The sequence below is a fragment of the Nitratireductor pacificus pht-3B genome (assembly GCF_000300335.1).
GTDB lineage: Bacteria > Pseudomonadota > Alphaproteobacteria > Rhizobiales > Rhizobiaceae > Nitratireductor > Nitratireductor pacificus.
On record NZ_AMRM01000023.1, the window covers coordinates 1 to 19,729 of the forward strand.

The window sequence follows — 19,729 nt, forward strand, 5'->3', positions numbered from 1 at the left end:
CCGAAACACGCCCTTCCGTTACGTCGAGCTCCCGGGGAATGAAGATCGTCTGCGTCATGCGGCTGCTCCACGCGCCTGCCGGTTGGCCGGGGCAACGCCCCGGCGGCACCAGTTCCGATAGGTTGGGTTGTCGGTCCGCGGACCGGAGTGCCGGTCAGTGGGAGACCAGCACGCCCTTGGCCTCGAAGATCTCGCGGATCTGCCGGACATAGCCGTGATAGGCCTTGTCCTCATGGGTGCTGCCCCATTGGCGCGGGCGCGGCATGTCGATCTTGAGATCGAGGTCGATCCGTCCGGGGCGCGGCGACATCACCAGCACGCGGTCGGCGAGGAAGACGGCCTCGTCGATGCCATGCGTGATGAAGAGAACCGTATTGCCGGCCTTGAGCCACATCGCCTGCAGATCCATGATCATCTGCTCGCGCGTCAGCGCGTCCAGCGCGCCGAACGGCTCGTCCATCAAAAGCAGGCCCGGCTCCTGGATCAGCGCGCGGCAGATCGCAACGCGCTGGCGCATGCCGCCGGACAGTTCCGAGGGATATTTGTTGCCGAAGCCCTCGAGGCCCACCTGGGTCAGGAGTTCCTCGGCGCGGACCCTGTACCTGGCGATGTCGAGCTTCTTGATCTCGATCGGCAGCAGGATGTTGTCGAGCACCGTGCGCCAGTAGAGCAGCAGGTCGGACTGGAACACGACGCCGATCTTGGGATGCGGCTTGCTGATCGTTTCGCCGTCGATCGCGATGGTACCGGTCGTGATCCCCGTCAGCCCTGCCATGAGGGACAGAAGGGTGCTCTTGCCGCAGCCGCTGGGGCCGACCACGGCCACGAAGCTGCCCGGCTCGAACTGCAGGTCGATCCCGTCGAGCGCGACGACGTCGTCGTCCTCGCGCACCTCGTATGTCTTCGACAGCCGGGAGATATCGACCGCTGCCCCGGTTTGACTGATGGCATTCATGGATTTGCCTCGCTTAACCTAACATGTGTCGTGGATGACTGATCCACTCAGGGGCTTTCGGCTGGCCTATTTGGCCGCGTCCCGCTTGTAGGCGACACGGGTCTCGATCAGGTCCAGCGCGAAGTAGAGCAGGACGCCGAGACCGGAAATCGTCACCACCGTGGCGAAGTTCAGCGTCGTGTCGAAGAGCGAGTTTGCCTGAAGCTGAAGATAGCCGAGGCCGCGTTCCGCAGCGACATACTCGCCGATCACCGCGCCGATCACGGCCAGCGAGATGGCAACCTTGAAGCCGCCGAAGATGCTGGGCAGCGCCGCCGGCAGGCGGACCTTGAAGAAGGTCTGCAACTCGTTGGCCCCCATCGAACGGACCAGATTGACCAGGTTCTTGTCCAGCGACTGCAGCCCCACGACGGTCGAGATGACGATCGGAAAGAACGAGATCAGAAAGGCAAGCGTGATCTTCGGTGCCCAGCCGTAACCGAGATAGAGCACCAGAAGCGGCGCCAGAGCCACCTTCGGCACGGTCTGCAACGCCACCAGAAGCGGATAGATCGCACGCTCGAACGCCCGCGAGTAGAAGATGGCGAGCGCCAGCGGGACGCCGAAAAGCACCCCGATGGCGAAGCCGGAAACCACCTCGAACAGTGTCACATAGGCATGGGTGGCGAGCAGCGGAGCCTCGCTCACGATGCGCTTGGCGATCGCCAGGGGTGTCGGCAGGACAAATTCCGACACGCCCGACAGGGGAACCAGGATCTGCCATGCTCCGAACAGGACCGCCGCCAGGATCAGCGCCGAGTATCGCTCGGTCCATGGTGTGCGCTTCTTCTTCTTGCTCATGGTCTTGCTCTGTCCCGTGCGCGCCCTGCCGGCGCCGATAGCATCCGTGTTCGCCACCATAACCTCACTGCGTCAAGAGTTCGTTGGTGTAGAAGGTGGAGAGCGGCTTCGCCTCCCCGATGTCTTCGACGCTGCCGATAAGCTTCAGCGCGTCGGATATCGCCTTCTCGTCGATCCAGCCGGTCGGCTGGCCGCTCGGCGAATGGATCGAGGCGGAGGTCGCTTCGACCTGCTGGCGAACCACCTTGTCGGAGGGTCCGGCCTGCCAGACCTTCTTCAACGCCGCCGTGGCGGCGTCGGGGTCGGCGCGCGCCATGTCGATCGCCTTGCCGGTGGCAGCGAGGAAGTTGCGGAGCACTTCCGTCTTGTTCTCGATGCCGTCATTGCTGGCGACCACCGCCATGCCGGGAATGGCAAGGCCGTACTTCGTCATGTCGAGGGTGGGAAACTTGGTCCCGGTCCTTTCCTCGAGCACGGGAAGGTCATTGGTCATGTAGACGCTGACCAGATCGATCTGCTTCTGGAGGAACTGCGGCACGCGCGACTGCGAGTCCATCTGGACCTTGCTGATCTTGCTGCAGTCCACATCGTTCAGTTCACAGAAAACCCCGAGATAGGACGTTCCCGTCTCGCCGACGGAATGGGCAATCGACTTGCCTTCCAGATCCTTCGGAGCAACCACCGGATTGTCGGGCTGGGAAATCAGCGCGATCGGCGATTCCGGCTGGTAGAGGGCGACCAGCTTGACCGGCATGCCCTTCTGGATCGCCGAGATGGCGAAGATGCCCGGCAGGATGACGACATCCTCCTGGCCCTGGATCAGCGCGCCCAGCGCGGCCTGCGAGCCCGCGCCTTCGCCAAGCGTCAGCTCGACGCCGGCATCCTTGTAGAGCCCCTTCTCCTCACCGAGATAGAAGAAGCCGTATTCTCCCTTGAGCTTCCAGCTGAACCGGGCCTTGACATCCTCCGCCATGGCGCCCTGGGCTGTGAAGACGATGGCTGCAGTGGCGGTGGCAGCCAGCATCGTGTTGCGAATGAGACCTGTGACGTACAACATAGCTCTCCTCCCTGATGGGCGCCGGCAAGCGCCCTTTGATCGACCCGAAGGTCTGCCTCTCTCCCCAGATCGGAGCGTTCGGCATGCACCGTTATCTCCAATCTTGATCTCATAGTGTGATCACATTTACCGATTGTCAAGCGCTGAGTCCGGGAGATGGCGAGAGATTTTCGGCGTGAATGTCGTGACGGGTCCGTTTGCGCCAGCCATCCGGAGCCGCAACTCGGAGCCTGTTGCCATGTGGCGAGCATTGGCGGCGCACCGGCCGGAACGAGGATCGAGCGCAGGCAACGGTCGTGCGCTCCGGCTGACGAACCAGCACGGGCGGAAGGCAATCACGCCCTTCGCCCCGCTCCGGCGCGCACACCCTACGCGGTCGGTTCTCCGCAATGCAGTCCGTGCGAAGGTTCACAGAGCGCTCCGCAGTCAGGCTGGATCATCCGACACCGGCATGAACGCGGTAAAACAATGAGATTGGCCCCGTTCGGCATTTCTGTGAAACGTTGAACGGGCCTAGGTTTCGGTGAAAACGCTCTTCAGCGAGGCTTCGACCGCCGACCGCGTGAGGTCGCGGGCGATGAAGACGAGCCATCCGCGCGGCGTGTCTTCGGGCCAGCGCGGCAGATATTGCGGCGGATAGACGACGTTCTGCACGCCGTGGATCACCACGGGACGCGCGTCGCCGATCACCGGCAGCAAGCCCTTCACGCGCAGGATGGACTGGCCCCGACTGGCCAGCAGCAACTCCAGCCATTCGACAAAAGCCGGCCATTGCACGGGCCTGTCCAGCGTGACGGAGAACGTGTCGATGCCGTCGCTGTGCCTGCCGGATGCCGGGCCCTGGTCCTGGTCCTGGTCCTGGCTCAGGAAATGCGGCTGCCAGTCGTCGTCATCATGCGCGAAGATCGCATCGCTCGGCGGAAACCGCTCCATGCTCGATGTCAGGCGGCGAACGGAAGGGTTGATCCGGGCGATCTCCAGATCGAGGGCGTCGAGTGACCACGGCTCCACGAGATCCGACTTGGTGACCACCACGCAGTCGGCAAGCGCCACCTGCTGGACCGCCTCGCTGAAATCGCCGATGCTGCGGGCGCCGCTGACGCCGTCAATCGTCGTCACGATGCTGCCCGCCTGATAGGCGCGGCAGAGCCGCAGGTCACTCATCACGGCGTGCATGATCGGCGCCGGGTCGGCAAGCCCGGTGGTCTCCACCACAACCCTGTTGAATGCCGGCATCCTGCCTGTGCCGGCGAGCGATGCGAGCTCGGCCAGCGTCGATACGAGATCGTCGCGCACGGCGCAGCACAGGCAGCCGGACGAGAGGAGCACCACGTCCTCGGAGACCTCCCGCACCAGCAGGTGATCGAGCCCCACCTCGCCGAACTCGTTGATGACGACCGCCGTGTCGGCCAGCCCGGGCTCGCCGAGCAGATGCTTCAGGAACGTCGTCTTGCCGCTTCCGAGGAAGCCGGTCAGGACGTGAACCGGAACTCGTTCGTCGACGGTGGCGGCGGCCGGCAGCACGGTCAACGGACCTCGAACAAGGCCTCGATCTCGACGGGCACGTTGCGCGGCAGGGAGTAGCAGCCGATCGCGGCGCGCGCATGACGCCCCGCCTCGCCGAACACCTCGACCATCAGGTCGGATGCGCCGTTGACCACTTTCGGATGTTCTCCGAAATCCGGCTCCGCGTTGACGAAGCCGCCGAGCCGCACCACACCGACGACGCGGTCGAGATCACCGTCCAGCGCCTGCCGCAACTGCGCCAGCACATTGACGGCGCAGACGCGCGCGGCGGCCTGTCCCTCTTCGGTCGAGAAATCCGACCCGAGCTTTCCCGTGTAGAGATCCTTGCCGTCACGGCTCGGCACCTGCCCGGAAATGAAGACCTGCGTTCCAAGGCGGCGGGCCGGAACATAATTCGCCGCAGGCGCCACGGTGGCCGGCAGGGTGATGCCCAGGCTGGCGAGTTTGTCGTCGATCTTTCCCACTCTGGCGAACTCCTTCGGACCAATTCTAACTGTCGAACTGCAATTCCAGGCCGTTGGCGAAGGGCAGCTCGATGCCCTGCGAACCAGCGACGCTGAGCAGCGCCTTGCCAGTGGTGCGTATGTCATGGACGCATCCCTTCTTGGCGGCAGCTACGTTGTTTTCCCTGAGCGCATTGAGGATGATCTCGTGATCGGACGCGTTCCACGGCATCGACGGGATCAGCAGCGACATGTACATCGTCGGCCCGAACTGCAGCCACAGCGACTCGATCAGCGGCATCAGCACTTCCGAGCCGGATGCCTCATACAGCGTGAAATGGAACTTCTGATTGAGCGACAGGCAGTTCAGGATGTCGCGTTTCTCGATGGCGATCAGCAGATGCTTGTTGACCTCCGCCAGCTCGTCGATGAGCGCCGGGGTCGCCTTGGCAGCGGCCAACTCGACGGCCATGCCCTCGAGCATCTCGCGAACGGCGAAAAGGTCGCTGAGTTTTTCCGGCCCGAGCCGGGGGACGCGGACGGAGCCGCCCTTCGTCTCCTCGAGAGCGCTTGCCGCGACCAGCCGGCTGAGAACCTCGCGCACCGGCATGGGGCTGGTGCCGAGGCCGGCCGCCAGCTTGCGCAAGCTCATCACCTGCCCCGGCAGGAAGGCGCCGACCATCAGCCCGCGACGCATGTAGCGCAGCACCTGTTCATGGACATGGCCGCGCGGAGGCTTCTCTCCGGGGTTGCCGTCAGTCCCTGATCGCTCGACCTTCTTGACCGGCATCCGCTCGCCTTCCGCAAATTCTTCGTTCATTGCCGGCTCCAGACCGGCATCGGGACGAGACCCCATCGACGCCCCGTCATGGAATGGCCGAAACGGCCAAGCGTTGACAGGCGCTTATTTGTGATCTCATATTGTGATCAATAAATGATTTTTGCCTGTCCGGCAACCGGAAATCGGCAGCTTTTCCCGGCCGAAACGCCACTCTTTCAGCGATCGCCTCAAGGGGCAGGAGGTGCCACCGTGACAACCTATTCGAGGGATCGGGACGATCTGCGCGCGATGCTCGCCCGCCTGGCCGGACAAGGGTCCTACAAGCTGCGCAACATCCGTCTCGATGCGACCCTGACCGGGATCGCCTCATCGGCGGCCGACGGTGACGATTTCCTCCTCTGCGACCTCGCCATCGAGGCCGGCAGGATACTCGCAGCAACTCCAGCGGGCATCAATGCCGACGATAGTTCAACCGATGCGATGCCGTCGATGGACGCCGGCGGACGCATCGCGCTGCCTCTCTTCGTGGACTGCCACACCCATCTCGACAAGGGACATATCCTCCCGCGAACCACCCTGGCGAACGGCTCGTTCCCGACGGCGCTCACCCAGACGAAGGCCGACCGCGAAGCCCGCTGGACACGCGATGACCTGGCCCTGCGCATGGACTTCGCGCTGCGCTGCGCGCTGCATTACGGCACCGCCGCCATCCGCACCCATCTCGATTCCCACCCTCCGCAGGACGCCATCTCCTGGCCCCTGTTCGAGGAGCTCCGGCAGGAGTGGCGCGGGCGCATCGAGCTGCAGGCGGCGAGCCTCGTCCCCATCGATTTCCTGCATGACGAGGACCTCCTCGCGAGGCTTGCGCGGCGGGTCTCCGGCGCGGGCGGCGTTCTGGGCGCCGTCACCTACCCGACGCCGGACCTGGATCGCTTGCTGGACCGCTTGTTCCAGGTGGCGTCACGGCAGGGGATGGATCTCGACTTTCATGCCGATGAAACAGCCGATCCCGCCGCCGACACGCTGCACCGCATCGCCCTCGCGGCAAAACGCAACCGCTTTCCGGGCCGCGTTCTCGTGGGACATTGCTGCTCACTGGCGAGACAGGACTCCGCCACGGTCGACGCGACGCTGGACGCCGTCGCGAGCGCCGGCATCGCCGTCGTGTCGCTGCCGACCTGCAATCTCTATCTTCAGGACCGCAGGCACGATGCGACGACGCCCCGGTGGCGCGGCGTCACCCTGCTGCACGAGATGAAGAAGCGCGGCATTCCCGTCGCGCTGGCATCGGACAACACCCGCGATCCCTTCCATGCCTATGGCGACCTGGACATGCTCGAAACCTATCGGCTCGCCACGCGCGTCCTGCATCTGGATCATCCGACGGCCGACTGGCCGAGGGCGGTCAGCGCGACACCGGCCGAAATCATGGGCCTGTCAGGAACGGGCGTGATCGAGCCCGGCGGAAAGGCCGATCTCATCCTGCTCGAGGGGCGGTCCTGGTCGGAGGTCCTGTCGCGACCCGAGAGCAACCGGATCGTCCTGCGCGCCGGCCGTCCCGTCGACGCGCCCCTGCCATGCTATTCGGAGCTCGACGCGCTGACCGCCGGATGAATACCGGGACGGGCGAACCCTCACGCGCGCCATCCTCCCATGAAAAAGCCACCCGGACGTCCGGGTGGCTGAGTTCCATCACCGCAGCGGGAGCGATCGGCCCCGCTCCGGACGATCAGGCGCTGGCACCGACCTGATACAGCTCGACCTTGGTTCCATCGGGATCGGCGATATAGATGGTCAGGCCATAAGGCCCATCGTGCAGTTCGTTGAAGTAGCGGACGCCGGCCTTCTTCAGCCTGGCGTCCATCGCCCTGACGTCGTTGACCTCGAAGGCGATATGGTCGAGCTGCCTGTGCCCGGCCGTCTTGCCGCCGATCAGGGCGATGCCCTGGTGGAAGGCCGTGAAGGGCCGTCCGTCCGCCAGCGGTTTCGCCGGCCGGATCGTGAAGCCGAGCTGCTTCGTGTAGAAATCGACGGACGCGTCGATATCGTCGACCATGATCAGCTGATGGCCGTAATTCGTCACCCGCGGCTTCACCTGCTCGCCGATCCAGCCGATCACCTCCGACGACTGGGCGACCTCGCAGAAATACTGTTTCCAGACCTGCTTTGCGGTCGCCTCCCAGTCGCCATTGACGCCCGACACGCAATCGTCCACGGCGATCACGTCATAGTCGCGCAGATAGGCTTCGCGAATGGAGGTCTCGACGCAGGCATTGGTCGTCGCGCCCGTCACGAACAGGTGCTGCGTGCCCAGCATCTTCAGCATCATCTCCAGGCGCGTCTCATGGAAAGCGCCGAAGCGGTGCTTGCGGATGACGAAGGCCGGATTGACGTCGGCGAGCGGCTTCAGTTCGTCGATGATCTGCTCGTCCCAGCTTCCGGCGAGCGCCGAAACCTGCTTGCGCTTGGCCGTATGGCCGAGCAGCTTCTTCCTGGCGCGGTTGTGATCGATCGCGAAGTGTTCCTGCACGGTCCAGATGACGGGAATGCCCACCTCCTGGCAGCGCGCGATCAGCTTGGCGAGCGGCGGCACGATCGACGAGAGACGTTTCGTATCGACGCCGGAGATGCCGAGCGTTCCCTTGTCGTGAATGAAGGCGTTCTGCAGGTCGATGACGAGCAGGGCCGACTTGCGGTAGTCGAGGACGTCGAGGCTCATGACTTGTTCTCCACCATGTCGATGCCGAGCACGCCGCCACGGCCCCAGCTCTCCTTCGGGGTCTCATGGATGACCACGTGCAGGTGGTCGGGCTTGCAGGCAGCCTCCTCGACCATGGCCTTGGTGATCGCCCTGACGAGGTTGCGCTTCTGCTCGACCGTGCGCCCCTCCCACATCTCCACAACAACGAACGGCATTCTACGTCTCCTCTCCATTGATGGGTTTCGGGCCGGACGCCCACACGGGCACGGCGGGCGCGAAACCCGTAGTCAGATCGTTCGCCGCCCGGTCGGTGCCGCTCAGCAGCCAGAGCGGACGGTTCGCGTAATTGACGAGCAGCTGCTCTTCCATGCAGGCGCGATGCGCGGGATGGCCGGGGTCGCGCTCGAAACGGCTGGTCGCGGGCATCAGCCGGATCACGTAGAGCGGCTCGTCCTCCGCGAACCCGGCCAGACTCTCAGCACCGATCCCGTCAAGCGGCACTGCGCGGGCCTCCGGCCGTTCACGGCTGACCGGCACGAGAATGACGGCGCCGGCACGCGGCGCGACGGGCCAGTAGCGGCCCTCCCGCCCGGCGCCGAGGAAAGCGCCGTAGACCCGGCTCTCCGGGAACAGCTCGCTGTCCCAGAGAATGAAGTCCGGCCCGAGAACCGCGCAGGCCGCATCGAGCACCAGGCTGCTTTCGCAAAGGTCCAGAAAAGCCCAGGGGTCGGTGAAGGCCACGGCATGGCCCCACGGATTGTGAATGCCCGACAGGCGCTCCTGGCGCAGCGTCGCCTTGCGCGCGACGATTCCGGCAACCGCATCCCGCAGATCGAGCGTGGACGGGATCAGCGGATCCCGGCCGGCCAGATCGAGATGGTCGGTGCCGCCCGTCATCACGCGGGCACGGTCACGCAGCGGCCGCGGCCGTAATGGCTGTCGTCGACGGCGCCGTTCTCGTAGACAATGTCGCCGCGCGCCACCGTCATCACCGGCCAGCCCTTGAGCGTCCAGCCTTCGTAGATGCAGGTTCCCTTGCCCGTGTGCTCGACGGTGCGCTCCTCGTCCAGATCGACCAGGACGAGATCGGCGTCAAAGCCGACATCGATATGGCCCTTGCGCGGCCACAGGCCGAAGCGGCGCGCCGGATTGAACGAGTTGAGCTCGACAAGCCGCGTCAGCGGCAGGCCGCGCTGGTGGACGCCGAAATGCAGCATCAGCGATAGCTCCCACGGGAAGCTGACGACGCCCGGAAATTCCGTCCAGAGGTCTTCCAGCTTCTTCGGCAGGAACGGGACGTGATCCGTGCCGAGGCTGTAGACGGAGCCGTTCAGCATGCCGTTCCACAGGCCTTCGAGTTCGTTCCGGTCGCGCAGCGGCGGCGAGATCTTGGCGCGCATGTCCAGATCCTCGTCGTAGCAGGTGCGCGTGAGATAGTGCGGGCAGGTCTCGACCGTGACATGAACGCCACGCGCCTGCGCCTCGGCGGCGAGCACCGGTCCCATCCCGACCGAGGTGTGGACGAGATGCAGAGAGCAGCCCGTCTTCTCGGCGAGGAAGATCATCCGCCGGATGGTCTCGACCTCGCAGAAGGCGGGGCGCGATTCCGTATAGGCGCCGAGGTCCTGACGGCCCGAGGCGGCGATCTCCTTCTTGATCCAGGAGGCGATCTGCGTGTTCTCGCAGTGGACGTTGATCACACCGCCCGGAACCTGCGAGAGAATCCGCATCGCCGCATAGACCCAGCCGTCGGTCGCCGGGACGATGCCGATCGGATTGTCCGGCTCGTAGCCGAAATAGCACTTGAAGGACTTGACCCCGGTCCTGGCGATGATCTCCGGGATCTCGGCGATATGCTCCTCGCGCTGGATGCCGAAATGGAAGCCGAAGTCGATCACCGAATTCTCTTCGCCGATCGCCTTCCGCTCCTCGTAGAAAGGCAGATAGGATTCCTTCAGGTTGCGGATGTAGAGCAGCGCCGTCGTGACGCCGCCGGAAGCGGCTGCGGCGGTCTCCGTGCGCATGTCCTCGTCGAACGGGAACTTGACGCCCAGATGGCAGTGCGGGTCGATCAGGCCGGGCATCAGCACGCGGCCTTCCGCGTCGATCGTGCGCGCCGCGTCCGGCAGCACCGCGTCGGCGCCGGTCATGACGATCTTGCCGTCCTTGACCGCCACGCCGCCGTGAAATTCGCCGTCGTGCCGGACGACGCGCGCATTCTTGATAACCAGATCCGCCTTCATGATGCCTGCTCCCATATGCCTTCAATGCGCCTGCTGATCCCGGTCCACTGGCTGCGGCCGACGGTGATCGGCGCCCGCGAGCCCATGCCCCGCGCCCACACCGCCTTCAGGCCGAGCTCACCCGCCGCCTCGCGGTCGATCGTGCCGGGCGGGGCCGCCACATCGACCAGAAGCGCGTGCTTCGGCAGTTGCCGCAGCATGTCGCGCTGAAGGAGCCGCTTCGGCACGCTGCCGATCACGATGTCCACGCGCGGCAGGAAGCCGGGCATCTCTTCCAGCGTCAGGGCCTCCGCGCCGGCGGCGTGCGCAGCCGCGCGCTGCACCGGGTTGCGCGCCGCCACATGGACATGCGCCCCGAGCCCGACCAGCGTGTGCGTGAGAAGCGAACCGATCGTGCCCTGCCCGACCAGCAGGACGTTCGCCTTGTGGATGGTGATGTCGGTGTTCTCGATGATCACCTTCAGGACGCCCTCGACAATGGCCGGGCCGCGCAGGAGCATCAGGTCCACATCCCACTCATACTCGTGCAGCGTGATGCCGAGCGCCTCGCAATGCCCCTTCAGATTGGCGTCCGCCCAGCCGAGGATGATGTGTCCGGGCTTGTTCATCCCGGCCAGCATCTCCCGCGTCGGGATGATCTTCTCCGGGCATTTCGGCGCGAACAGCGCTCCCTCGGCAGTGATCCCCGGGATCGGGAACAGCGCGAAATCCGCCCCCTTCAGCGCGTCGGCCGCATCGCTCGCATGGTAGACCCCCTCGATGCCGCCCTCCGGCCAGGGAAAGCCGTAGGCGCGCACGCCGGCGCCGGCGCGCAGCGCGCAGCGGGCAATCTCCTGTTCACGGGCATCCCCGGCGACGACGGCGATGACGGTCTTGTCCCAACTCATTGCACACGCACCTTCTCGATCAGCTGGTCCCTTGTCAGGCCGGCAATGCCCATCGCCTCGGCCGTCCGGCCGCCCTGGCGGTAGTCCGTGCCGACCGCGATCTCGGCGAGATTGTAGAGGGACCGCGCCACGGGCGTTTCGACCTCTGCGATCCGCGCAAGTTCGAGGAACGGCAGCAATCCGTGGCCGAAGTCCTCCTTGTAGTAGCGATACTCCAGCGAATCCGGCCCCTTGATGCGCTTGTTGGCCTCGCCCCCGGCGATCGCCGCGCGAAAATCGCTCGTGTCCTCAACATCCGCCTCGACCGTGCCGAGCAGCTTCATCTCCTCGATCAGGTTCGGCAGGTCGTGCCCGAAGGCCCGGGCGACCGCGAGGCGCTCATCGTCGAGCTTTTTCATGATGCGCGCCACACCGGGCGTCATGGCATCGACATAGAAGGTGAAAGCTCCGCCCGTCGCCTCGACCCATGCCGCCGCGAGGACGGCGCCCGGAGGATGCAGGATCATGTTAACGTTGGACAGGTCCGAGGCGATCACGTCGGCGACCGGCTTCACGCCGGGATAGAGCAGCGCCGCGACGTCAAGCGCCGCCGCGTCGCCGCCGAGAACGGCGGCTTTCAGCTCTTTCGCGCGACCGCTGACCGTCACCCCGTCAGGACGGTATTTGCGTGCCACATAGGTGAGCGTCGAGAACTCGACAACCGGCGGTGCGGCCCGACCGGTTCGCGAGAAGGTCTCGGCGAACTCGAGCGCTCCGCCGGTATGGCCGGGGTTGAGCACCACGGGCTTCTCCGACGGCCAGCCCGCCGCCGCCAGCGCTCCTGCGATGGCGGAATGCGAAAAGGTCGGCAGCACCACCACCGCGACGTCGACGCCGGCGATCGCCGCCGCGAGATCGGTCGTGATCAGCCCCGGGCGGGCGACGCCCTCGCCCAGCTTTCCCTCATAGGCGACGCCGCCCAGCGCGACATGCGGCTCGAGCGTTCCCGCCGAACGCGCCCAGAAATGCACCTCATGTCCGGCCTGGACCAGCTCCGCGACCGAAGCCGCGCCACCCGCGCCCGCGCCCAAAACTGCAACTTTCATTCTCTCCTCCGAGGGCCAAAGAGCGGTTAGTATCGCCATGTGACCTCATCTGACGGCGCACCGGCTCCCGCCCTCCTCGACGGGTATCGGCACAAACGCCATCAAATTATTTGATCACACTTTATGATCACATATTGAATTGTCAAGTGCCGGGATGAGGATCGTCGGCCGATCTGCGGCACGAGGTCAACAGCCTTTATCCCAGCAAATGCAAAGAGTTCTCCATTGCCCGGCGGGCTGCCCGCGCCTCCGTCGCCACCGGGGGAACCCGCCGGCCGGCAGCGCGCGGCATGCCGCTTCGAACCGCGTCAGTTTCCTTCGTCGTAGAGCGTCGTCGTGGTCTCCACGTCATCTTGATGCAGGCCGGCGCGCACGACCGCCGCGGCCGCCAGTTCGCGCGCCTTGCGCCGCACCTCCACCTCGTCGACGCCCTGCACCCGTCCGTTGCGGTACAGCGCCTTCCCGTCCACCCAGGTCTGGCAGACCGAAGCCGTGGACGCCGAGAACACCAGCGCTTGCAGCGGATCGTGGAAAGGCGTCCACTCGACGTGGTCGAGATCGAACAGGATGAAGTCGGCTTTCTTGCCGATCTCCAGCGAGCCGATCTCGTCATCCCACATCAGCGCACGCGCGCCCTCGATCGTCGCCGCACGCAGGGCCTGCCGCGCAGTGAAGATATCCGGCTGCATGCGCGCGTCCTTGAACATGCCGGCGACCATCAGCATCTGCCGCATCAGGTTCATGTTGCCCGCCGCCGACACGCCGTCCGTGCCGAGCCCGACCTTGACGCCGGCCGCGACCATCTCGGGATACTTGCCGATCATCGTCGCACCCTTCCCGAGCTTGAAGGAGGAGCAGGGACAGAAGGCCACGCTCGCGCCACGCTCGGCCAGCAGCCGCACCTCCTCGTCGGACACGGCTGAACCGTGGGCGATGACCAGATTCTTGCGGACGCCGCCGGCACGATCGACGCGGGTGATCGGCCAGCAGCCATACTTGCTTTCGCAGACCTTGGCTTCCTCGATCGACGTCGCCAGGTGATAGGTGGTGCCGACGCCGAGTTTCTCGGCGAGCGCCACCGCACCGACATGCAGCTCGAGGCTGCACGGTTCCTTGCCTTCGATGTTGACCCAGCAGCGAGCGCGCCCGTCCAGCGTGTTGTTGTAGCGCACGACACACTCTTCCAGCACCTTCAGCGCCGACTCCGCGTCGGGGAAGAAGTGATGGTCGGCCATCTCCTTGGTCCAGCCGCGCGGCAGTTCCGCCGGAGGATTGTCGGCAGCGTGACGCCCGGTGATCCCGCGCATGCCGGTCTTTTCCATGGCGCGGATGACGATGCCGGGATCGTACTGCGACCCCATGTCGAGGAAGCATGTGGTGCCGCAGCGGAGCATTTCGGTAATGCCCAGCATCGCTCCCCAGTACTCGTCCTCCTCCGTGATATGGGCATAGAACGGCTTGGCCCAATGGAAGACCCAGGCCCGCGTCGTGAGGTTGTCCGGGAAGACGGCGCGCGACAACGTCTCGGAAAGATGCACATGGCTGTCGATGAAGCCGGGGCACGCCCCCATCATGCTGCCGTCGATGACCTCGTCGAAGCTTCCGGCATTGTGACGCGAAGCGATTTCCCGGGCGGGTCCGATATCCGCAATCCGGTCATCCTCGACGACGATGCTCGCATCGCGCAGCACCGTGTCGTCCTCGTCGACCGTAAAGGCAAAGTTCAGGTTCTCGATAAGCGTACGCATGCGGCTCCACCCAATTCTCTGGCCAGGAATTTCCATTTGCGCCGTGCCGCTCGATGACGGCAAGGGCCTCCGCGGCGGCACTCATGCTGCCGCGGACTGTCTTTCAGGCGTCTTCAGGCGACGGCCTGCCGCTTGCCGCTTTTCTTGGCGGCTCCGGTAACGATCAGCCGGTCCGTGTCGGCATAGTCGGACAACAGTTCCGAGCCGTTGGCCGTCACCAGCAGCATGTCCTTGTTCTGCATGCCGAACCCGTAGCCCGTGTCATAGCAGAGCGGCTCGAAGCCCAGCACCATGTTTTCCTCGAGCGGCGCATCGCTGCCCGGCTGGCCGAGCACTGGCGTCAAGCCGAGATAGGGATCCTCGTGCAGGTGCAGGCCGATGCCATGCCCGACGAACGAGATCGGCGGCAGGTCGAGCCTGGCGAGCTTGGCGATGAACGCGTCGTAGATCGCGCGGCAGCTCGCGCCCGGCTTCACCTTCTCCATGATTTCGTACTTGCACTCGACGAGATGGCTCCAGATCTCATCGGCCATCGGCGGCGCCTCGCCGACGACGGCCGTGCGGCAGACGCCAGCCTGATAACCGTTGATCACCGAGAAGATCTCGACCCGGCAGACATCGCCGCGCTTCAGGATCCGTTCCGAGGGGCCCACATTGGGAAGCGTGCTGCGCTCGCCGGTCGCGACAATGAGGAGCTTGAAATGCTCGGCGCCGAGCGAATAGACGTTGCGGGTCAGATGGCCGGCAATGTCCATCTCCGAATCCCCCTCGTCCACCATGGCGAGCGTGTCGGTGATGGCCTGGTCGGCGATCCGCGACAGCCGGCGCAGGAGATCGATTTCCCCGGCGGTTTTGATCTGTCGCAGACGCGCCAGGATCGGTTCCGCATGCTCGAAGCGCGCGCCCGGCATGGCCGCCGCCAGCCGCGCGAAATCCCCGGCCGGCAGATAGTCCATCTCGATACCGATCCGCGCCTTGCCGAGGCCCAGCGTGTGGAGCTGGTCGGCCAGCACCCGCATCGGGTCGTCGGAGAATTCCGCCCAGATGCGTGTCGGCAGATCCGGCAGCTTCCGCCTGATCGTCGATGCCTCCATGTCGACGCCGAAGACTTCCTTCCGCCCATCCGCCGTCACGATGGTCATGGCGTGGCGATGCCGGATGAGGGGCTGCGACGGCACGACGAAACCGGCCGTGTAGGCGAAATTCTCGGGCGACGAGCAAATGATGGCGTCGATCCCGTGCTCGGACATCGCCTTTGTCTGCTTTGCGACGATTTCTGACCGCATCTGTGTTCCCCTCTCCTAGGATGTTGTGTGCGCTCAGTCGCGCAGGCGGTACTTCTCGACCTTCGCCTCGTCGACATCGATGCCCATGCCGGGTCCGTCGGGAATGACGATGGCGCCGTCGGAAAGCTGCATCGGCGCGACCAGCAGGTCGTCCTTGTAGTAGATCCCGCCGACCTGCCCGTTCTGCGCCTCGGCCGGCGTGGAAACCGGGATGACGCAGGACAGTGTCACCGCCGGACAGGCGGCCGCCAGCTGCACATTGGCGAGATTGCCGATACCGGTCTCGATCGAGCCGTTGACGTTGCAGATGATCCCCGCGGCGCGGCACACGGCGCCGACCTCCATGGCCTTGTAGAGCCCCCCGGCCTTGGTCGTGTAAATCGAGATGATCTGGATGCCGCCATGCTGGATGATCTGGATGGCGTCGTGCGCGTTCCATGCGGATTCGTCCGCCATCACCGGCGCGTCGATGCGCCGGCCGACCTCGGCGATGCGCTCGATCCCCATGACCGGCTGCTCCACATATTTGAGCCGGTTCTTCTCCATCAGGCGCACCGTCTGAACGGCCTCGCCCGGCATGCGGTATCCTTCATTGGCGTCGACGCAGATCTCCACCGCATCGCCGGCGACCTCGCGCACCGCATCGACCATGGCGACGTCCCGGGCAGGATCGACGCCGATCTTGACCTTGATGGTCTTGATCCCTTCGTCGACCAGCTTCGCCACCTCGCCGCGCGCCTCCTCGATCGAGATCAGGCCGATGGAATGGGTGACCGGCACCCTGTCGCGCGCCTTCCCGCCGAGCAGCGTGTGGACGGGGACGTTCAGCCAACGGCCCGTCACGTCGTAGGCGGCAAATTCCACAGCGGCCTTGGCATAGGGATAGCCGCGAATGATCGCATCCATCCGCGCATGCAGCTCGGCGAAGTTTCCGAGTTCCACCCCGATGACGGCGGGCGCCAGATAGGTGTCGATGACCGAGCGCACGATCATCGCCGATTCACCGAAATAGCGTCCGAACTCGCCGCCCCAGTCCTTGAGCGCGGGCGCCTCGCCCCAGCCGACACGGCCATCGCTGTCGGTGATCTTGACCATGACATAGCGCCCGATCACCTCGGTCAGACCCGCCCATTTGTGCTCGCGGCGCGTCGGCAGTTGGACAATCAGCGTTTCGACGGACTTAATCGTTGGCAACGGTCTTCACCTTGTTGGTTGTCATGCAGGGTGCGGCTTGCTAAGCTGCGATCATCTAATGTGATCACACTTTATGATCATGAATTTGAGTCGTCAAGCGACGGGCGTGATGATTTTCAGGAGCGCCGGACACGCGGGTGCACGATGCGGGGGCACGACAAGATGATCGTCGAAATCACCAATTACTTTGCCAGGGAAGGTCAGTTCGACGCGGTGCTGGAACAGCGCCGCAAGGCGACCGCGATCCGGCGCGATCTCGGCCTCGATCCCGGCCGGATCTTCGCCAGGCTGGAAGGGGATGGTCCCGACCTGCGCTGGGAGTGCAGGTTCCCGACCCGGCAGGCCTACGAAGCGGACCGTGCAGCGCGCGCCGGATCGCCGGCATTCGAGGCCGCCAAGACGCAGATGCATTCCCTGCTGACCCGCTTCGAGCGTCACGTCTACACGGACGACATCGACCAGTAGCACCGGACCGGCTACGTCGCCGGGACCGTCATCGACCTTATGCGGGAGACGCCGAACGGCCGGCCTGATGCTCACTCATGCACGGCCGCCTGCATCACGCGCTTGGTGTGATCGTCCATCGGCAGGGACACCTCGACGCGGAAGGATCGCAGGGTGACGTCCTGCGGAAGATCCATGAGGCTCTGGAAGCGGAAGAAGTCCAGCCGGCCTCGAGCCGTGTCGAAGCCGAACACCGGGCAGCCGGCTATCCCGTTCTCGGGACAAGTCCCGAAACGCTCTTCGAGCGACAGCGCCAGGCGCCTGACGCGCTGATGCAGCGTATGCGTGGCCGCACTCTCCAGTTCCAGCTGCCGAAACAGGCCCCAGCCCACGGTGCCGGGATCGCGCATCCGGGACAGCAGCCCGTCGGGATGGATGCATGCCTCGATCATGTCCACCGGATCACCGGGCCGCAGGGTCTGCAGGTACCGGGGCATGACGAGTGACATCAGCCATGAGGCGCCGCGATTGGCGGCGCGGATCTTCCAGTCCGCGTCGAAGCAGAATGCCGGGAACGGCTCGTGCACGAACAGAAGCTGCTCCAGAAGCCGCGCGTTCCATGGAGGAGCGGGGCTGGCGCTCAGGCCGGCGCTCGACTGCGGCGTGAAGCCGGCATGGTGCAATGCAGCGTTGCGTATGGACGGCTGTGCGTCTACCTCTTCCAGCCAGCTCTCGATCAGAAGCCGGCTGGGTTTCGCCCGGCCGCTTTCGACGAAGCTGATGTGGCGCGCCGAAAAACCGAGACGCAGGGCGAGCTCCATCTGGCTGAGACCCCTGCGTTCACGGGAACCGCGCAGGATCCTGCACAGATTGGAAGCGCAAGCCGCGGGAGATGCATCCGCGCCATTGAGGAGGCCCCTGCGCTCCAGGGGAAGAGGATCGATGAATTGCAAGTCGTGTCGCAAGAGCCGCTGCTGCCTTGGCAAAAATGAGTCACAACTGGTTCGGTGGAAATCGGGTAGAGTTTCATGACCATGCATGAAAGCACGAAGGGACGAGCGGCGGCCTTGTGGGACGAACGGCGGAAATCGCTTGCGGATGGGGAACGGGTCGCCGAACGCTTGCTCGAGCGGCGCATCGCGCGCCGCGTCGGCGCCACCTGCCTGATCTTCTTTCCGATGGTCGCCGCCATCAACGCATCCTCCATCGCCACGGAAGCGGAGCGCGCCGGGATCGAGATGGATGCGCGCCTGCCATGGGTGCTGGAGTTCACAAGCATGGCGGCGATCATGGTCCCGATCGTCCTGCTGATCCTGATGCAGAGGCATCGGCCGCTGTGGTCGGGCGGCATCCCCTATTCGATCGCGATGATGCTCGTCCTCAGCATCGTCTTCTCGCTTCTGCATGTCGGCGGAATGGCGGCGCTGCGCGCCGTCCTCGTTCCACCGATCACGGGCGAGGAGTACAAGCTCCTGACCGACCCTGTCCGCGACCTTCTCTACGAGTACAGGAAGGACCTTTTTCCTTTTGCCGTCGTCGTGGCGCTGCTGATGTCCTCGCGCAGGCTGGAAGAGGTCATACAGGAAACAGAGGCGGCGCGAAGCGAGGCGCGCGACACGGGCCGGATCACGCTGAAGGACGGCGGGCGGGTCGTCCTGCTTGAGGCCGGCTCCGTCGACTGGGCCAAGGCCGCGGGCAATTATGTCGAGCTGCACGCGGCCGGCAGGACCTACCTGCCCCGCACGGGGTTGACGGCCCTGGAGGACCTCCTGCGCGATGCCGGCATCGACGTCGTGCGGGTTCACCGGTCCCACATCATCAACCGCAGCAGGGTTCACGAGATCGCGCCGACGGGCGATGGCGACCTGTCCATCAAGCTCATCGACGGTTCCGAGATACGAGGCTCGCGCCGCTACCGGGATCGTCTCGGCGTTTGACATGCGGCGGGAGGTCCGCACGAAGACCTCGGTCAGCCTATGGGGACGTATTCCTCCCCGGCCCGGAGCCCTTCCGAGCGCTCGCTCGTGGTCAGGACCCAGCCTTTCGTGATGCGGGTGAAACCGTCACCGGCGGGAACAAGAACGACGAACCCGGAGCCGCCGACCTTCCGCAGGACCCGTCCATCCCTCAGATCGCCGAGAAACGCGATGATGTCGTCTTCGATCGCCTCGGCGAAATCGCGGTAAGCGTCCCGGATGTCATAGAGGTCCGTGTCGATGTCGTAGCTGGCCTTGCGTCCCGTCGCCGGATCGCGCGCCTCGAACGCCAGCCCGATCCAGCGCCGAGGTTCGACGACGACTTGGGCCTCCCACGTCGAGCCGGCAAGCTGCCAGTTCGCCCCGTCGTCCGATACGCCTGTGACCAGCGACCACACGCCCGATTTTTCCATGTCCCGAAGGAAGGCCGATAGCCGCTGTCCCGGCACGTAAGTCACGAAAACTCCTGACCCGGCGCCTGTCGATGACGATGAGGCCGGCCGCGCATCGGCACCGGGATCGCGCGGCGTTTCCGTTCTCGCCGGGGCAGTGTCTATGACCA

The 19,729-nt window shown here is 65.1% G+C and carries 20 protein-coding genes; 3 read left to right on the forward strand and 17 right to left on the reverse strand.

Going from position 1 to position 19,729, the window contains the following annotated elements; genetic code table 11:
- Window positions 1-154: 154 nt before the first annotated feature.
- The 6 genes from NA2_RS17680 to NA2_RS17705 all read right to left on the reverse strand — a co-directional run bounded on the left by NA2_RS17680 (window position 155) and on the right by NA2_RS17705 (window position 5,642).
- Window positions 155-955 carry an ABC transporter ATP-binding protein gene (locus tag NA2_RS17680; RefSeq protein WP_008598451.1) on the reverse strand — a complete coding sequence of 267 codons (801 nt, stop codon included), beginning with the start codon at window positions 953-955 and terminating at the stop codon, window positions 155-157.
- Between the two features lie 66 nt (window positions 956-1,021).
- Window positions 1,022-1,855 (reverse strand): ABC transporter permease, encoded by an 834-nt coding sequence (locus NA2_RS17685; RefSeq protein ID WP_008598452.1) that lies wholly within the window; start codon window positions 1,853-1,855, stop codon window positions 1,022-1,024.
- A gap of 4 nt (window positions 1,856-1,859) precedes the next feature.
- Window positions 1,860-2,852, reverse strand: a complete 993-nt coding sequence (locus NA2_RS17690) for an ABC transporter substrate-binding protein (RefSeq protein ID WP_040678438.1) — start codon at window positions 2,850-2,852, stop codon at window positions 1,860-1,862.
- Between the two features lie 513 nt (window positions 2,853-3,365).
- The gene (locus NA2_RS17695; RefSeq protein WP_040678452.1) at window positions 3,366-4,376 is read right to left on the reverse strand and encodes a CobW family GTP-binding protein; all 1,011 of its coding nucleotides are present in this window, start codon (window positions 4,374-4,376) and stop codon (window positions 3,366-3,368) included.
- Between the two features lie 2 nt (window positions 4,377-4,378).
- The gene (locus NA2_RS17700) at window positions 4,379-4,843 is read right to left on the reverse strand and encodes a RidA family protein (RefSeq protein WP_008598456.1); all 465 of its coding nucleotides are present in this window, start codon (window positions 4,841-4,843) and stop codon (window positions 4,379-4,381) included.
- A 25-nt stretch (window positions 4,844-4,868) separates the two neighbouring features.
- Window positions 4,869-5,642 carry a GntR family transcriptional regulator gene (locus tag NA2_RS17705; RefSeq protein WP_008598457.1) on the reverse strand — a complete coding sequence of 258 codons (774 nt, stop codon included), beginning with the start codon at window positions 5,640-5,642 and terminating at the stop codon, window positions 4,869-4,871.
- A 249-nt stretch (window positions 5,643-5,891) separates the two neighbouring features.
- Here NA2_RS17705 and NA2_RS17710 point away from each other — a divergent pair, with 249 nt between their 5' ends.
- Window positions 5,892-7,217: a cytosine deaminase gene (locus NA2_RS17710; protein ID WP_040678456.1), complete on the forward strand. Its 1,326-nt coding sequence runs from the start codon at window positions 5,892-5,894 to the stop codon at window positions 7,215-7,217.
- Window positions 7,218-7,332: 115 nt separating this feature from the next.
- Here NA2_RS17710 and NA2_RS17715 read toward each other — a convergent pair whose 3' ends face one another.
- From NA2_RS17715 to NA2_RS17755, 9 genes are all read right to left on the reverse strand, one after another.
- Window positions 7,333-8,322, reverse strand: coding sequence for an isochorismatase family protein (locus tag NA2_RS17715; RefSeq protein ID WP_008598460.1), 990 nt, complete (start codon window positions 8,320-8,322; stop codon window positions 7,333-7,335).
- Window positions 8,319-8,519 (reverse strand): 2-hydroxymuconate tautomerase, encoded by a 201-nt coding sequence (locus NA2_RS17720; RefSeq protein ID WP_008598461.1) that lies wholly within the window; start codon window positions 8,517-8,519, stop codon window positions 8,319-8,321. Before NA2_RS17720 ends, NA2_RS17715 begins: the two co-directional genes overlap by 4 nt.
- A 1-nt stretch (window position 8,520) precedes the next feature.
- Window positions 8,521-9,201 (reverse strand): hypothetical protein, encoded by a 681-nt coding sequence (locus tag NA2_RS17725; protein WP_008598462.1) that lies wholly within the window; start codon window positions 9,199-9,201, stop codon window positions 8,521-8,523.
- Entirely contained in the window at window positions 9,201-10,547 is a 1,347-nt protein-coding gene (locus NA2_RS17730) for a dihydroorotase (protein ID WP_008598463.1), read from the reverse strand. Before NA2_RS17730 ends, NA2_RS17725 begins: the two co-directional genes overlap by 1 nt.
- The gene (locus NA2_RS17735) at window positions 10,544-11,434 is read right to left on the reverse strand and encodes a dipicolinate synthase subunit DpsA (protein WP_008598464.1); all 891 of its coding nucleotides are present in this window, start codon (window positions 11,432-11,434) and stop codon (window positions 10,544-10,546) included. Before NA2_RS17735 ends, NA2_RS17730 begins: the two co-directional genes overlap by 4 nt.
- Window positions 11,431-12,519, reverse strand: coding sequence for an NAD/NADP octopine/nopaline dehydrogenase family protein (locus NA2_RS17740; RefSeq protein WP_040678439.1), 1,089 nt, complete (start codon window positions 12,517-12,519; stop codon window positions 11,431-11,433). Before NA2_RS17740 ends, NA2_RS17735 begins: the two co-directional genes overlap by 4 nt.
- Before the next feature lie 308 nt (window positions 12,520-12,827).
- The gene (locus NA2_RS17745) at window positions 12,828-14,267 is read right to left on the reverse strand and encodes an amidohydrolase family protein (RefSeq protein WP_008598467.1); all 1,440 of its coding nucleotides are present in this window, start codon (window positions 14,265-14,267) and stop codon (window positions 12,828-12,830) included.
- 113 nt (window positions 14,268-14,380) lie between these two features.
- Window positions 14,381-15,553 carry a M24 family metallopeptidase gene (locus NA2_RS17750; protein ID WP_008598469.1) on the reverse strand — a complete coding sequence of 391 codons (1,173 nt, stop codon included), beginning with the start codon at window positions 15,551-15,553 and terminating at the stop codon, window positions 14,381-14,383.
- 33 nt (window positions 15,554-15,586) lie between these two features.
- Complete coding sequence (locus NA2_RS17755; RefSeq protein ID WP_008598470.1) at window positions 15,587-16,747, reverse strand: mandelate racemase/muconate lactonizing enzyme family protein; 1,161 nt, start codon at window positions 16,745-16,747, stop codon at window positions 15,587-15,589.
- A 144-nt stretch (window positions 16,748-16,891) separates the two neighbouring features.
- Between NA2_RS17755 and NA2_RS17760 the strand changes: the two genes are divergently transcribed.
- A complete protein-coding gene (locus NA2_RS17760; protein WP_008598472.1) occupies window positions 16,892-17,212 on the forward strand; it encodes a hypothetical protein in 321 nt (106 codons plus the stop codon).
- 71 nt (window positions 17,213-17,283) lie between these two features.
- On the opposite strand, the gene NA2_RS22035 is transcribed toward NA2_RS17760, so the two are convergent.
- Window positions 17,284-18,231, reverse strand: coding sequence for a helix-turn-helix domain-containing protein (locus tag NA2_RS22035; protein WP_274531973.1), 948 nt, complete (start codon window positions 18,229-18,231; stop codon window positions 17,284-17,286).
- Here NA2_RS22035 and NA2_RS21320 point away from each other — a divergent pair.
- Complete coding sequence (locus tag NA2_RS21320) at window positions 18,220-19,128, forward strand: LytTR family DNA-binding domain-containing protein (RefSeq protein WP_008598475.1); 909 nt, start codon at window positions 18,220-18,222, stop codon at window positions 19,126-19,128. The two genes, NA2_RS22035 and NA2_RS21320, sit on opposite strands and share 12 nt — an antisense overlap.
- Window positions 19,129-19,160: 32 nt before the next feature.
- Here the strand turns inward: NA2_RS21320 and NA2_RS17775 are convergent, their stop codons facing one another.
- Window positions 19,161-19,625 carry a hypothetical protein gene (locus NA2_RS17775; protein WP_202803253.1) on the reverse strand — a complete coding sequence of 155 codons (465 nt, stop codon included), beginning with the start codon at window positions 19,623-19,625 and terminating at the stop codon, window positions 19,161-19,163.
- Window positions 19,626-19,729: the final 104 nt, after the last annotated feature.

Excerpts from the sequence above, each read along its gene's own strand:
- NA2_RS17680 (WP_008598451.1), bottom strand. The coding sequence starts at position 955 with ATGAATGCCATCAGTCAAACCGGGGCAGCGGTCGATATCTCCCGGCTG.
- NA2_RS17685 (WP_008598452.1), bottom strand. The coding sequence starts at position 1,855 with ATGGTGGCGAACACGGATGCTATCGGCGCCGGCAGGGCGCGCACGGGA.
- NA2_RS17690 (WP_040678438.1), bottom strand. The coding sequence starts at position 2,852 with ATGTTGTACGTCACAGGTCTCATTCGCAACACGATGCTGGCTGCCACC.
- NA2_RS17705 (WP_008598457.1), bottom strand. The coding sequence starts at position 5,642 with ATGAACGAAGAATTTGCGGAAGGCGAGCGGATGCCGGTCAAGAAGGTC.
- NA2_RS17710 (WP_040678456.1), top strand. The coding sequence starts at position 5,892 with ATGCTCGCCCGCCTGGCCGGACAAGGGTCCTACAAGCTGCGCAACATC.
- NA2_RS17715 (WP_008598460.1), bottom strand. The coding sequence starts at position 8,322 with ATGAGCCTCGACGTCCTCGACTACCGCAAGTCGGCCCTGCTCGTCATC.
- NA2_RS17720 (WP_008598461.1), bottom strand. The coding sequence starts at position 8,519 with ATGCCGTTCGTTGTTGTGGAGATGTGGGAGGGGCGCACGGTCGAGCAG.
- NA2_RS17725 (WP_008598462.1), bottom strand. The coding sequence starts at position 9,201 with ATGACGGGCGGCACCGACCATCTCGATCTGGCCGGCCGGGATCCGCTG.
- NA2_RS17730 (WP_008598463.1), bottom strand. The coding sequence starts at position 10,547 with ATGAAGGCGGATCTGGTTATCAAGAATGCGCGCGTCGTCCGGCACGAC.
- NA2_RS17735 (WP_008598464.1), bottom strand. The coding sequence starts at position 11,434 with ATGAGTTGGGACAAGACCGTCATCGCCGTCGTCGCCGGGGATGCCCGT.
- NA2_RS17740 (WP_040678439.1), bottom strand. The coding sequence starts at position 12,519 with ATGAAAGTTGCAGTTTTGGGCGCGGGCGCGGGTGGCGCGGCTTCGGTC.
- NA2_RS17745 (WP_008598467.1), bottom strand. The coding sequence starts at position 14,267 with ATGCGTACGCTTATCGAGAACCTGAACTTTGCCTTTACGGTCGACGAG.
- NA2_RS17750 (WP_008598469.1), bottom strand. The coding sequence starts at position 15,553 with ATGCGGTCAGAAATCGTCGCAAAGCAGACAAAGGCGATGTCCGAGCAC.
- NA2_RS17760 (WP_008598472.1), top strand. The coding sequence starts at position 16,892 with ATGCGGGGGCACGACAAGATGATCGTCGAAATCACCAATTACTTTGCC.
- NA2_RS21320 (WP_008598475.1), top strand. The coding sequence starts at position 18,220 with ATGACCATGCATGAAAGCACGAAGGGACGAGCGGCGGCCTTGTGGGAC.
- NA2_RS22035 (WP_274531973.1), bottom strand. The coding sequence starts at position 18,231 with ATGCATGGTCATGAAACTCTACCCGATTTCCACCGAACCAGTTGTGAC.